Source organism: Glaciecola siphonariae (assembly GCF_042652645.1).
In the GTDB taxonomy this organism is placed as follows: domain Bacteria; phylum Pseudomonadota; class Gammaproteobacteria; order Enterobacterales; family Alteromonadaceae; genus Glaciecola; species Glaciecola siphonariae.
The window spans coordinates 466,675-480,157 of record NZ_JBHSGU010000002.1 but is presented as its reverse complement, the minus strand read 5'-3'; the positions used below and the strand labels follow the sequence as shown (position 1 = coordinate 480,157).

Annotated in this window: 10 protein-coding genes; 5 read left to right on the top strand and 5 right to left on the bottom strand. The window is 43.9% G+C overall.

The features are described 5' to 3' along the window. The first annotated feature begins 131 nt into the window (after window positions 1-131). From ACFO4O_RS03535 to ACFO4O_RS03520, 4 genes are all read left to right on the top strand, one after another. Window positions 132-1,106: an alpha/beta fold hydrolase gene (locus ACFO4O_RS03535; RefSeq protein ID WP_382405982.1), complete on the top strand. Its 975-nt coding sequence runs from the start codon at window positions 132-134 to the stop codon at window positions 1,104-1,106. Between the two features lie 87 nt (window positions 1,107-1,193). Then, the gene (locus ACFO4O_RS03530; protein WP_382405981.1) at window positions 1,194-1,412 is read left to right on the top strand and encodes a DUF6500 family protein; all 219 of its coding nucleotides are present in this window, start codon (window positions 1,194-1,196) and stop codon (window positions 1,410-1,412) included. A gap of 166 nt (window positions 1,413-1,578) precedes the next feature. Further along, on the top strand, window positions 1,579-2,592 hold the full coding sequence (locus tag ACFO4O_RS03525; protein ID WP_382405980.1) for an ABC transporter substrate-binding protein: 1,014 nt from the start codon (window positions 1,579-1,581) through the stop codon (window positions 2,590-2,592). After that, window positions 2,589-4,700, top strand: a complete 2,112-nt coding sequence (locus tag ACFO4O_RS03520; RefSeq protein ID WP_382405979.1) for an ATP-binding protein — start codon at window positions 2,589-2,591, stop codon at window positions 4,698-4,700. Before ACFO4O_RS03525 ends, ACFO4O_RS03520 begins: the two co-directional genes overlap by 4 nt. 229 nt (window positions 4,701-4,929) lie before the next feature. On the opposite strand, the gene ACFO4O_RS03515 is transcribed toward ACFO4O_RS03520, so the two are convergent. Continuing rightward, window positions 4,930-6,414 carry a PepSY domain-containing protein gene (locus ACFO4O_RS03515; protein WP_382405978.1) on the bottom strand — a complete coding sequence of 495 codons (1,485 nt, stop codon included), beginning with the start codon at window positions 6,412-6,414 and terminating at the stop codon, window positions 4,930-4,932. A gap of 226 nt (window positions 6,415-6,640) precedes the next feature. On the opposite strand from ACFO4O_RS03515, the gene ACFO4O_RS03510 reads away from it, so the two are divergent. Next, entirely contained in the window at window positions 6,641-8,212 is a 1,572-nt protein-coding gene (locus ACFO4O_RS03510; RefSeq protein WP_382405977.1) for a protein adenylyltransferase SelO, read from the top strand. Window positions 8,213-8,346: 134 nt separating this feature from the next. Here the strand turns inward: ACFO4O_RS03510 and ACFO4O_RS03505 are convergent, their stop codons facing one another. The 4 genes from ACFO4O_RS03505 to ACFO4O_RS03490 form a co-directional block, all read right to left on the bottom strand. Further along, on the bottom strand, window positions 8,347-9,546 hold the full coding sequence (locus ACFO4O_RS03505) for a GNAT family N-acetyltransferase/peptidase C39 family protein (RefSeq protein ID WP_382405976.1): 1,200 nt from the start codon (window positions 9,544-9,546) through the stop codon (window positions 8,347-8,349). An 11-nt stretch (window positions 9,547-9,557) separates the two neighbouring features. Further along, window positions 9,558-11,069, bottom strand: coding sequence for a RimK family protein (locus ACFO4O_RS03500; RefSeq protein WP_382405975.1), 1,512 nt, complete (start codon window positions 11,067-11,069; stop codon window positions 9,558-9,560). 185 nt (window positions 11,070-11,254) lie between these two features. Next, on the bottom strand, window positions 11,255-12,181 hold the full coding sequence (locus ACFO4O_RS03495) for an electron transfer flavoprotein subunit alpha/FixB family protein (RefSeq protein WP_382405974.1): 927 nt from the start codon (window positions 12,179-12,181) through the stop codon (window positions 11,255-11,257). Beyond that, window positions 12,178-12,936 carry an electron transfer flavoprotein subunit beta/FixA family protein gene (locus tag ACFO4O_RS03490; RefSeq protein ID WP_382405973.1) on the bottom strand — a complete coding sequence of 253 codons (759 nt, stop codon included), beginning with the start codon at window positions 12,934-12,936 and terminating at the stop codon, window positions 12,178-12,180. Before ACFO4O_RS03490 ends, ACFO4O_RS03495 begins: the two co-directional genes overlap by 4 nt. Window positions 12,937-13,483: the final 547 nt, after the last annotated feature.

The window sequence follows — 13,483 nt, the reverse complement described above, 5'->3', positions numbered from 1 at the left end:
GAATAGTCGATGAGGCTATTAAAACTTTTGTAGCAAATCTATTAAAACGAACTTTCGCAAAGAGCAGACTCGCCGCTTACAAAGGGTTGCATACTTAAAGGGACTTTGCGTACATACATTAAGGGATTTATATGTCTTGGGCTTATCAACGTTTTTTATCGAGCAAGATAACCATAGCGATTCTAATAATATTCAGTATTTATCTATTACTTCGTGTTATTGCGTTTTTTGTTCATCAGCCTATTGCGCTTTCCGGCGACTACTTCTTGTTTGACGGCAAACAAGTGAGGTATGTCTGTAAAGGAAGCGGAAACCCTTTTGTTTTTTTTGAATCTGGTTTTGGCGATGACTCGGAACAAGTTTGGTCATCAATTTCCGAACAATTGCCCGACACATTCAAGTCATGTTATTACGACCGATTAGGTCATGGTGGCAGTGGTGATATTCCAACGGATTTTACAAGAGAGCAAAAGGCTCAACTTCAAGCGTCTCTTATTCAACATGTTGCGGGTGACAGTCCAGTTGTTATAGTTGCACGTTCATACGGCGGTATCATCGCAAGACACACTGCCGCAAGAGCCAACATTAATTTGGTAGCGCTGATATTGTTAGACTCGGCACACGAGAATCAGCATGAAATCCTGCGCGGCACCTTCTCACCCATCGCAAGGCATGTGCAAGTTTGGCAATATGCTGACCCGATTCTGGGGGTATCAGCCATCAAGAATCTCTTTAAGAGATATGACTCTTCATTGGCTCAACGGCTAGACCAATACTATTCCAGTTTTCGATACGCACGCGTAATGTCAGCTTACCGAAACGAAGGAGGCTTCTTCACGCCTTTAAAAGACTTCAATTATGACTTCGGTAACTTAAAACTGGTGGTAATGAGTCATGACAGAGAAGCTTACAAAGCATCACCTCGTTTCTATAACGTAGGAGATAAGTGGGCAGAAATGCAAAAGAGTATTGCGCAGCTTTCTAATAACTCTGAGCATATCGTTGTAAAAGGGGCCACTCATAACATCCCAGCCGATGCTCCAGAGGTGGTGATAAGCAAGATTATTGAAACTGTAGATATTGTTTCTCAGAAATCGGACGATTAAAAATACATTAACCGGATAGTGGCATGAACCGCCGCTGCTTGTTACGTACGGTGTTGTATACCATAAGCCTGTATATGGAATTGGAAAGTGAGAACTGAACTACGACATAAGATGCTAGCTGTTTGCGACAAAAAATATCGAGTAAAAGGGGATGGTGTTGGTTTGTCATTCTATGCTTTTTTCGCAAACAGAAATGATGATCCGGAGTTACTTATGGAAGCTGCGACTTGGTGGATTCAAACGCATAAATTGGATCATTTTGTAAAAGCTAGAATTATAAAGAAAATGATACAGGACGGGCTGTAGAAGCAAATTACAAAAAGTCGCCGTCTCATCACGAACTTTTTTATCATTCGATGCCATTAATGTTGTAAACAACATCGAGCAGATTTGGTTTTTTAAAGCCTTGGTTTCGTAAAAAAAATGCCTTTATTGCCGATACCTTATTATATGGGTATTTAAAGGCAATTGAGTGTTCAACAACAGTACACAAGCTAAAGCAGGAGCAGGTAATTTTGGGGCCTGCTGCAAAAGCAGTTGCTCGCGCTTGCTCGTGTGTATGTTTTGCATCCTGTCCTTCACTAGCTGTGAGTCAAATAAGCCCCCCACCCCTCTTACGATAGTGGTAGGGAGCTGGTACGGTTTCTATCCTCTATATTATGCAATTGAGCAAGGGCTCGACCACAAGCATCAGCTCAGGCTAAAGATTCTTGAACCCTCTAACATATTTAATCTTCGACGTAGCTATTTGCGTGACGAAGTCGATGCTGCAGCAACGTCGATGTTGGAGTTTAGCAATGCTAATATTTTATCGAACCAAGCACTATCGCCGGTAATCATCACCGACTTTTCAGCAGGCGGCGACGTCATTGTTGCCCATAAATCATTAAAAAATGCCGATGCGTTGAGAGGAAAACGCATCGCCGTCCCTTCTCAAGGAATTGGGTCATATTTCATGTCTTTAACCTTTGAAGACTCAGATCCCTTTAAATACTTTACACAAATTATCATCCCTGAAACAGAATGCGAACAGGCTTTTCAACACGAGCAAATAGATGCCTGCGTTACCTATCCACCCTTATCTACGCATTTACTTGCAAACGATAACCTTCATCTTGTTACCAGCAGCGAAGCGTTTCCTAATCAGATATTTGACTTGCTTTGGGCAAAACCACATGTTGGCGCGGATACCAAGGCAAAGCTTGTTAATATGTGGCTTGAAGCAATAGACGTCATTAAAAAAGACCCTGAAAATTTTTATCAGTTTGTCGCTGCAATTGCCAACGTACCTAAAGAGACCGTAAGCGAGGCAATGGATGGTATTATTTTAGTTGATAGTGATATCAACCGAAGGCTCCATAAAGATGGGATGGCATTAAGTGCCAGCTTAGTAAACGCATGCAAAGTGGCTAAACATGACAAATGTGAGACCTTCAAAACCTTGTTTAATGAAGTGTATGCCGGCTCGAAGCAGGTTAGCCAGTGAGAATCAGTCTTGTCCCCAAAATTATTCTTCCCGTTTGCTTAGCATTCGCCGCGCTCGTATATGGGGTCACGTCTGTACTTTTGAATATGTTTGAGACTGAACAACTTCGTACGGCTCAGCGCAATGCGATAGCTACCGCAAGCCAAACTTCGATGCTTTTAGACGTCAATACCACCCCCGAAATGATGAAGCGAATTACGACCATCATCGCGCTGAATAACAATGTTGAACGTACCGCAATTATTGCCGCAGACCAAGACGAGGTATTAGCAACGAGTTATTATCGTTATGCCAATCATACTCTAGCTGACATGACAGAGCAGATGCGCACTGCCTATCATAGTGCAAAAACCACAAAGCGTGCGCACTTCACTTCGCTCGATGATCATCACTATGCAATGGCCTATCCAGTTGCCGCGCCGAGCACTGATAAAATCGATACGCTAGATTTAGTTATCGTAACGCAATACGACACCCATCTTTTAGATGAACAATTCAGGGGATATCAACGCAGACTAACAAGCATCACAGGCATATTTTTTGTTGTGCTCATTCTTGTGTTGTATGCAGTGATCAGCATTTGCGTAAAACGTCCATTAAAGATATTTGAGCAGGCGATAAAACGAGAAACAGAGCATTCAGGTTTTGACCAAATTAACATTGATTCAAAAGACGAGTTTGAAGATATCGCAAACGCGTACAACCAGATGCTAAAAGCCGAAGAACAAAGCTTACTAAAAGCAAAAGCGGCAACGCAAGAAGCACAAATGCTTGCTGATAAAAAAGCTCAATTTGTAGCGAATATGAGCCATGAGCTTCGCACGCCAATTAACGGTATTTTAGGGCTCACTCAGCTTTGTGAGAATGCAAAAAGCACCAATGAGTTAAAGCAGTATCTTGCGCAGCTTATGCACTCTTCTCGCTTGCTCTTAGCAACCGTTGACGATGTACTTGATTTTTCTCGTTTAAATAACGAAGAAGTTGAACTGCAGAGCGAAGCCGTTGAACTAGCGAGTATGACGGTAAAAATAGCCAAACTCGCTCGCGTGATGACAGACGATAAATTGCTCATGTTCAATGTGGACCTTGCTCACGACTGCCCCTTTATCGTTAATATTGACGCAGCTCGCATAAAACAGATTTTGCAGCATTTATTGAAAAACGCAGTAAAATTTACCGCAAGCGGCAGTGTTACGCTGAAGGTCGATTTTTTATGGGAAAACCCATCAAGTGGACAGCTTAGATTTACGGTGCAAGATACCGGTATTGGCATTAAGCCTGAACATAAACCCTTTATTTTCGATGCCTTTGAACAAGCTGACACCAGCATTTCTCGCAAATACGGCGGCAGTGGCCTCGGGCTCGCTATTTGCAAAGAACTTATTGGTTTGATGGGCGGTGAGATAGCGGTAAGCTCCGTGCCAAATCAAGGCTCTACGTTTAGTATAAGCTTGCCGTGCCATGCCGTGGCGTTAAGTAAATATTTGGCCTTAAAATATAATGATATTGATCTGCCGGGGCTTAGCTATGATGACGATGCGCCGGCGTGCGTTGTGCGTTTTTGCGAGACAATTAACGCTGTGACCAATATGCCAATGCGCTTTCATATCAACGAGGTAACATCATCTCACCAAAACGCCCCTTTTGTGTTCGATGACGCATCGGCACTTAAGCGCCTTGTAGAGATGTCGCAAAGTAAAATAAATGCTCACGGTGATGACGTTTCTGCATGCAAGGAACTGCATATACTCTTGGTAGAAGACAACGAAATCAATGCGGTTGTTGCCACGACCATGCTAACTGACATGGGCCACAAAGTTAGCGTGGCCATAAATGGAAAAGAAGCCCTAGCGCTTATTAAAAAGCACGCGTTTGATGCAATCATTATGGACATTCAAATGCCGATTATGGACGGCATCGAGGCAACTGTTCGTATTCGAGAGCAAGGCTTGCAACTTCCTATTATCGGATTGAGCGCCAATGTATCGGAGCAAGACCGACAAGACGCTTTTGCTGCCGGTATGAATGACTACCTACATAAACCCATCACGCGAGAGGTCTTGCGTGAATCCCTGCGCAAGGAACTTGGCGCTAGAAACTTGGCGTAAGAAGCTTAGCGCAGGTAAGCTAGCGCAAGAAAGTTAGGCAGAAATGCGGTGGCGGGAAACTAGAGCATGCATTGCGCACAAACAAGCAACTATAATTAGTAGCACAACAAAAAAGCAAACGTTATTATTTGCTTTTTAATTGTTTCATTTTTTAGTTATTTCCTTAGTTATTTCCCTAGTTATGTCCTTCGCTATTTTCTTAGTTGTGTTCTTAATTTTAATCCGCGTTTTATTTATTGCTCATCAACGTATTGCTCATAAACCTTCGTTTATAAGTTCTTCGCTTGTTTAAGCGCAGAATAAACGTTATGAAGGCGCTAAGAGCGAGCAATAAGCTTGCTGCGCTAAATACAATATTCCAGAAATGGTTAAAGTGCCCCGCTCCCCAATAATCCATAAAGTGCAGACGCAACATAAAGTCATAAATACGCTTTTCAGTGCTGAGGGTATTGAGCGCTTGTCCGGATTGCGCATCAAAATAATAAGTATAAACATCGCTGGCTTCATTCACTTTCCATACACGATTTTGTTCACCACGTAGTTCAGACTCGCCGCCCTCTATTATCTTAGCGTCCTGTATTTTGAGACCATTTTGGGCAAAAAATGCGGATATATCACTTTGACTAATGCTGACCGAACGCCCATCCAACAAGCTAACAAGATACTTGGTGCTTGCAAAATTGCGATGATAACCCTCCTCTTCGGTAAGCAATATATAAGGCCTAGCAAATACATTGTGTAACTCAGCGCTAAGAAACTCCCGATGGTCTTGAAGCATTTGAGCAAAAGTCGTGTGTGCCCGCATGTGTGCTTGCCAATCAATTTTAGGCGGCACCAGTGTCGGCGTATCAGGTTTACTCATTGCAGATAAATACAAGCCAGAGGCTAACCAAATAAAAAGCTGGGCAAACACAATAAGCGCTAAGTATTTATGCAGCATTAAAATACGTTTCAAAGTAGGCGTACTTTCAAGGGAAGATTGCTTTAAAAACCGTTTTCTATGCCAAAGCAATACCACTCCTGCACATAAGGCCACCAGCGCTACCACCGATGATGCTTGAAGTAGCCAATTATCAACATTTTCGCCATCGTCATAATCCATGATATGCAAGCGCCACATCCAGTCGAATACATGCCACAGGCTATGGCGTTTTGTAATGATTTCTCCCGTTTGTGCTTGTATATAAAACTGTAGATTATCCCATGTATCAAAAGATACTTCGTATGCAGCGCCCTTTCCCGATAATTTGAGCGAGCCAACATAATCTGGCAAGGTATTTAGTAATTCGATACTTTTAATCTTCTGCGGCGCTTGTCCTTCGTCAGTCACAATGCGGTTAAGTGCGATTTGCTCAATCTGCGCTTTTGATAATGACTGAAGGGCCTGGCCGGTTTCGGCGTTTTGTAATAGAGCTCGGTATGGCATATCGGCAAGCCTTACCTCAAGATAGGGCTGATTCAAAATTTGTTTGAGTTTTATACCTAGAAGCTCAGGATAGCGCTTAAACACCTCATCGATAGGATAAATCGCTTTTTCAACATCAACGGGTGCTGCGCTACGCACTCTGTCATCTCCATGAATGGAGTGGATGTTGATGCTAACCATATATAAGCCAGAGATAGCCCAAATTAGGAGCTGAATGCCCACTACATGCATGAGTCTCTTATGCCACTTATGGGCATTGGCTGAGAGTGAAAATTTACGTTGGCTCAAATATGCTTAACTTTTTGTTTATAATAGTTTGAAAATTCTTCTAAAAAAACGGGTTTGTCAAAACGGTGCTCTCCAAAAACAATTGTCTATTAACAATTTGTTTGGACGGAATTTTCTGACCACATTGCCGTGTCGTAATCATACACAAAAATATGATATTTAATCGACTCTAAATGCAAGCGTAAGCCGTATATATCAATCAAAAGCGCAATTAATGAGAAGTAGCATGACACATCCCCCCTACCAGCTTGGCTTAAATCAGCAGTTTTCCAGCAGGCTAGCCGAGTGCTGTGTTGAGGCTGAAGCCCTCAAGTACCCGAAGCCACAACTTTTGTATTTTAATGAAAAGCTAGCATCGCAGTTTGACGCTAATTTTCCTCGCTCGGACGATGCGCTAGCAGCGCTGTTTTCTGGCCAAGAAATACCTACAGACGCTAAACCCATCGCTCAAGCGTATGCGGGCCATCAATTTGGTCATTTTAATCCTCAGCTAGGCGATGGACGAGCTATGGTGTTAGGTGAGCTGAAAAATAACGATGGCAAGCTATTTGAGCTTGATTTAAAGGGCAGCGGACCAACTGTATTTTCACGTGGCGGGGATGGCAAAGCAGCACTCGGCCCGATGCTGCGCGAAGTACTAATATCAGAAGCCATGGCCGCATATTCAGTGCCTAGCACGCGCTCGTTAGCAGTAGTGAGCACCGGCGAGACTGTTTATCGCGATCCTCCTCAGGCGGGTGCTGTCCTGGCAAGAACCTCGGCCAGCCAAATACGTATTGGAACCTTTCAGTTTTTTGCGGCACGCGACCAATATGACGTAATAAAAAAGCTCGTCGACTTCAGTATTGAACGGCATTTCCCCGAGCTATTACTACCTTTGATGCAACACCAAACTAATACAGCGTTGGCGTTTTTAAACGTCTGTATCAGTGCGCAGGCAAAACTTATCGCGCAGTGGATGGGCTTGGGCTTTATTCATGGCGTGATGAATACTGACAACATGCTCATTGGAGCCGAAACGATTGACTATGGGCCTTGTGCATTCATGGACACCTACGATCCTAAAACCGTGTTTAGTTCTATCGACCGCAATAGCCGCTACGCCTATATGAATCAGCCTTCGGTGACGCAATGGAATTTGTCGCGTTTTGCCGAAACCTTACTTCCTCTTATTGCCGATGGAATCGACGATGGAGGCAATCGCGACGAGGACAGCTTAAAAGAACAAGCCATTGAACTGGCGACACAAGCGGTGCAGAGCTTTATTCCGCAATATGAGCAAACGTTTAGGCTGCTCATGTGCGATAAATTAGGTATTGATCAGAGTTTGGATGTGGATACTGCAAATCTGATTATAGACCAGTGGCAGCAAATGCTGTTTGAGCAAAAATTAGACTGGACGCTTTCTCACTACTATTTGACAGAGCATGTGAATACGCATGCAAGTGATAAAGTGAGCGAGGATGCTACTGCGGTTAAAAGCAACGCAGTTGATGCGGCTAACAAGCTTTTGTCAGCCTGCTCAAACAAAGCCGCAATGAAGGAGTGGTTAACTATGCGCCAAACCCACAGTTCTAAGACTGTTGAGCAAATGAAAAAGGTAAATCCTGCGATTATTCCGCGCAATCATTTGGTGGAAGAGGCGCTGCAGTTAGCACAAAAACAAGGTGACCTATCCGCTTTTAATGCTTTACTCACTAATTTACAGTCGCCCTTTGAGTGGCCAAGCGATATAAAATACACGCAGCCGGCAGGGCAAAAATTTAATGATGAGTTTATGACGTTTTGCGGTACTTAAGTTGCGGTACGTAAGGTGCTGTATTGGTTTTCCGATATCGATTCTGCGTTACCAGTTATCAGTGATTAGCGCCGAGTGATTAGCTCCGAGTGATTATCTTTTAGTGATTTATGCAAGTGATAGGCCCTGAGTGACTAAGCGACACTCTGGGCCTTTGAAATGACCAAACAGGTGCGTAATTTCTGTTTGCCGTAAGTCGCCATTGCCGTAAAGTCTTCTATTGCAATAGGGATATGCTGAAAATCCATCGGGTTATCATTCTCTTCAATATCTGGGTCGTGTATGTACAGGCATGTATCATCTATGTGCGTGATCGCAACCCAATGCGGTATTTTTTTACCGTCAAATTGATAAGTGCTAATTAAACAAATTACCGCGCTATCTTTTTGCAGCGCGTCTTTTAAATCTGCTATATCGGGCTCAGCATAATGCACCTCAATGCCGGCCTTACTTGCTTTCATGCAAAACTGCTCGTGTACCGAAGACAAAAGCTGCTTTTTGTGAGTGCTGCGCACCCCATCAATAAAAGGCGTTTGCTCGATATTGATAAACACTTCGCTTTGTAAACCTAGACTCTTAGCCGCCAATGCTAGACCTATCGGATGACTGCCGCCATGGCCTGAAGTCATGTAAATACTGGTCGCCTGACGCCAAATATCAAGCTCTGTGAATTGATCAAGTTCGAGCGGCGCGTTTAACGCGCTGCTTGCCATCATCAAAGACGCAGCGCCGCAGGTAAACTCTGTGGTTTGCTGATACCAAGGGTATTGCGGTAATGACGTTTTAGAATACAGCTGCTTAATGGGCTTTTGCATACGCAAGGCGTCCATGCTGTTTTCATAGTATTGATGATAAATACCAAACTGTTTATAGCCCATTGCTTCATAAAGAGAAATAGCATGTGTGTTGTCTATGGCAACTTCTAAGCGCATAAACAACACGCCTTTTTCAACCGCAAGCGACTCCGCTTTCGATAAGAGCTGTTCACCCAATTTATGACCTCGAGCTCGAGTATCAGTGGCAATTGAGTAAAGCCGAGCGCTTCGAGAGCCCTTTCGCATAATCACTAAGGCATAGCCCATTAATGTGCCCGTTTCGGTAAGTTTTACAGGCGATTGTTGCGCTTGTTTTTGGCTTAGTTCTGAGTTTGCCCCTAAGTGTGTTGTTGGATGCTCGAATGCGGCTAACAAAATAGCATTCGCAGCACTGACCCAGTGGCGAAGACGGCGCTTACTAAGTTTATCAAACGCAAAACTGGCATTTTCTAATGCGTACAAGGCATCCACATCGGCTTGCTTTGCCAAGCGGATACTGAACGAACGGTTTGTGTTCATATGTCTTATGCCTAACGCCCGCGCGCTTCTAAACGATTGGCAAACTCTTGCATGATGATCATATAAAGCTCTTTACCCAAATAAAGGTCTTCCACTTTAGACTCTAAGCTAGGGTTGTCGTTAACCTCAATTACATACACTTGGTTATTGCTTTGCTTAACATCTACGCCATACAAACCGCGTCCAACAATCGCGCTGGCCTTAATAGCAGCATCGAGCACCGGTTTTGGCACTTCAAAAGTAGGTAAGGTCTCAAAGGTACCAGAGAAGTTCTTTTTGGAGCTGTGGTTATAAATTTGCCAATGATTACGCGCCATATAATAACGGCAGGCATAAATAGCACGGCCGTTAAGCACACCAATTCGCCAGTCGTACTCGGTAAAGATAAATTCTTGAATAAGCACCAAGGCTGACTGCGCCAACATCAAATCTAACTTGTCTTTTAGCTGAGCTTCATCGTCGACTTTAAAAACACCAATCGAAAACGAGCTTTCAGGTAATTTAAGCACCATCGGAAAGCCAAATTGCTCTATTAAGCGAGCACGCGAGCCCTCATCATTCACCGACACAAAGGCGCTTTTTGGCGCTGGCACCTTGTTGTAGGTAAATGCATCTTGTAAAAACACCTTGTTACAACAGCGCAAAATTGACGTGGCATCATCCATCACCACCAAACCTTCTTGCTCCGCTTTACGCGCTGCATGATAGGTGTGGTGATCAATCCGGGTAGTTTCACGAATAAACAAGGCGTCATACTGGCTAATAAGACCAAGCTGTTTTGGCGTAATTAATTCTGCATGTATACCCACCTGCTGCGCAGCTTTCACAAAGTTTTTAAGAGATTTACGATCGCTCGGTGGTGTTTTTTCGTCTGGATTGTAAAGGATCACCATGTCCCAACGCGCACGTTTTTTAGGCGATGTTTTACGCCAGTTAGTCGCAATAAACTGTTGAGTTCGGCTAAACAAAATACTTTGCTGTGCAGGCGCTAGGCTCTCGATGCTTACCAGCTTAACGCTGAGCGACGTGACGTTATGATGCACAGTAACGCTAAGCGATAATATAGGCACAGGAAAGCGCTCAAAGGCGTATTTTGCAATGCGCTGATATGCGCTGTCTTCGGTATGCCCGAAGTAGGCAAGTACGGTTTTATCGGTAAGCGCATCTGACTCATTTGCACTTTTTCCGTCCGCCGTCTGGTCAAACAAACCAGAACATATATGCTGTGGCAAGGTAATCTGATGACTGTCAAATTGCGCATCTTCACTACGAATAATCAAATCGTTAATGGCGTTTACGCTGGGTAATACTCGATGCTGACGTGCTTCCGATAACAATGAGCAATAGTAACCTCTGCTCAAATACAAATCGGTCGCGCACAGGTTAATTACCCGCGTTTTCGGTTCGCCCTTTTTTGGATAGTCCGACAGGTACTGATTAAAGTCGATTACCGGTACGCCCAAGTCTGGGATGGCGTCAGCAAAATTGCTGGCTGAATCTACCACAACAATAGTGTGGATCATGTGTTTACCCTTGTAAAAATGTGATGCCTAAGCAAGGCGCGTGGGCATCGAAAAAGTGAGCGAAATATAGTCGCATTTTGCAATTACGCAAGTGTTTTTTTAAAACAAAATTGAATTATTTTTAGGCAAAAAAATACCAGCGTATTAGCTGGTATTTTAGAATCAATCTTTTTTGGTAAAAAGCGCTAGAGGGTTGACTCTAACTGAGGCAACACCTCAAACAAATCTCCGACTAAACCATAGTCAGCCACTTGGAATATCGGTGCTTCTTCGTCCTTATTAATGGCAACAATGACCTTGGAGTCTTTCATGCCAGCCAAATGCTGAATGGCACCCGAAATACCGACCGCAATGTATAGGTCTGGGGCAACGATTTTGCCAGTTTGTCCTACCTGCATATCATTGGGTACAAACCCAGCGTCAACGGCCGCGCGCGATGCACCGATGGCCGCACCCAGTTTATCTGCAATACCATTTAATAAAGCAAAGTTATCGCCGTTCTGCATACCGCGTCCACCAGAAATAATCACGTTTGCTGCGGTAAGCTCTGGACGCTCAGACTTGGTGAGTTCAGCGCTTAAATAAGCCGATTTCTCTGATGTTTTAACAATATCAACCGCTTCAATACCCGCATCACCATCATCTGCTACAGCATCAAAGGCGGATGCTCGCACCGTGACGACTTTCACTGAATCACTGCTTTGCACGGTCGCGATGGCATTTCCTGCATAAATAGGGCGTACAAAGGTATCTGCAGACTCCACGGCAATGGCATCAGAAATTTGAGCGACACCTAATAAGGCCGCCACGCGCGGCATAAAGTTTTTGCCGGTGGTCGTTGCCGCTGCAAAAATATGCGTATAACCGCTAGACAGTTCTACCACCAACTCAGCGATATTTTCAGGCAGTTGATGGCCATATACCGCATTATTTGCCAGCAGAACTTTACTGACACCAGAAAGCTTAGCAGCAGCATCGGCAACGGCTTCGCACTGCTGTCCAGCGACGAGTACGGTTATATCGGCACCAACGGCTTTGGCGGCAGTGACCAGCTTGTTTGTTTCAGGCTTAAGCACTTCATTATCGTGCTCTGCATATACTAATACTGTCATGAGATCACCTTCGCTTCATTTTTTAACTTTTCTACTAGCTCTTCAACGCTCGCGACTTTGATGCCACCTTGCCGTTGTGGCGGCGGCGTTACTTTAAGTATTTTAACGTTTGACGATAAATCTACGCCTAAATCGGCTGCAGATTGAACATCAATGGGCTTGCGTTTTGCTTTCATGATATTTGGCAAAGAGGCATAGCGCGGTTCGTTTAAACGCAAATCGGTTGTGACTACTGCCGGCAAACTTAACTCAACGGTTTGTAAACCACCGTCAATTTCTCGGGTTACTACGAGCTTCCCATCGACTACCTTCACCTCTGAGGCGAATGTGCCTTGCGGCATGCCGGTAAGTGCTGCGAGCATTTGCCCGGTTTGATTGTTATCTGAGTCGATGGCCTGTTTGCCCAAAATCACCAAATCGGGCGATTCGGCCTCAACAACTTTTTGCAGAAGCTTAGCGACTTGAAGCGACTCCAAGCTCACCCCAGCGTCTGTTTCAATATGAATTCCACGGTCGGCCCCAAGGGCCAGGCCTGTTCTGATTTGTTCTTGGCAAGCCTTATCGCCGATGGATACGACAACAATTTCGGTGGCATCACCTTTTTCTTTAAGCCGTATGGCCTCTTCAACCGCGATTTCACAAAATGGATTAATCGCCATCTTCACGTTATTTAGGTCAACCCCAGAATTATCAGGCTTCACTCGCACTTTGACATTATAGTCAATGGCGCGTTTCACCGGCACTAATACCTTCATATATACCCCTAGTGGCGTGTAAGTAGAAATGTTCGAATACTTAAAAATTTTACGGCAGTTTACGTAAACGTCAACTATCGCTAGCGAATGTCTGGATTTTACAATGTTTTGACACTTAATAATATTCGTTTAACGAATACACCTCTATAAGCTGTCAACTCACCTATGCTCGCCCCGCAAAATACAAAAAGAGCCATGACATTCGGTCTATCTGAAGCTTCTTTGTTCTTCGTAAACAAGGATGCCCCCAATTAAAGATGTCCCTAACAAGAGATATCGCCAGTCTAAGATATCCATTATCAAAGACATAAGATGCAACTATGTGCCAAACAATGTATGCGCACAAATATAGGCGCTGCCATGTTTGTTAATACGCGTTAGTTATTAATCGGACTTATCTGGCCACACAAATATTAATAAGTTGATAACTTTCGCTATTCGCTCATAGTTAGGGGTAGATGGAAAGTAAATTCATGCGTTTACAAAAACTTTAACGATGAGTTTACGCGGTAACAGCGCCTGATCACGAAACGCAATCGTTTCAACG

What these genes read in the sequence shown, in the direction of transcription:
- ACFO4O_RS03495 (WP_382405974.1), bottom strand. Translation starts at nt 12,181, where the DNA reads ATGACAGTATTAGTATATGCAGAGCACGATAATGAAGTGCTTAAGCCT.
- ACFO4O_RS03500 (WP_382405975.1), bottom strand. Translation starts at nt 11,069, where the DNA reads ATGATCCACACTATTGTTGTGGTAGATTCAGCCAGCAATTTTGCTGAC.
- ACFO4O_RS03490 (WP_382405973.1), bottom strand. Translation starts at nt 12,936, where the DNA reads ATGAAGGTATTAGTGCCGGTGAAACGCGCCATTGACTATAATGTCAAA.
- ACFO4O_RS03510 (WP_382405977.1), top strand. Translation starts at nt 6,641, where the DNA reads ATGACACATCCCCCCTACCAGCTTGGCTTAAATCAGCAGTTTTCCAGC.
- ACFO4O_RS03505 (WP_382405976.1), bottom strand. Translation starts at nt 9,546, where the DNA reads ATGAACACAAACCGTTCGTTCAGTATCCGCTTGGCAAAGCAAGCCGAT.
- ACFO4O_RS03535 (WP_382405982.1), top strand. Translation starts at nt 132, where the DNA reads ATGTCTTGGGCTTATCAACGTTTTTTATCGAGCAAGATAACCATAGCG.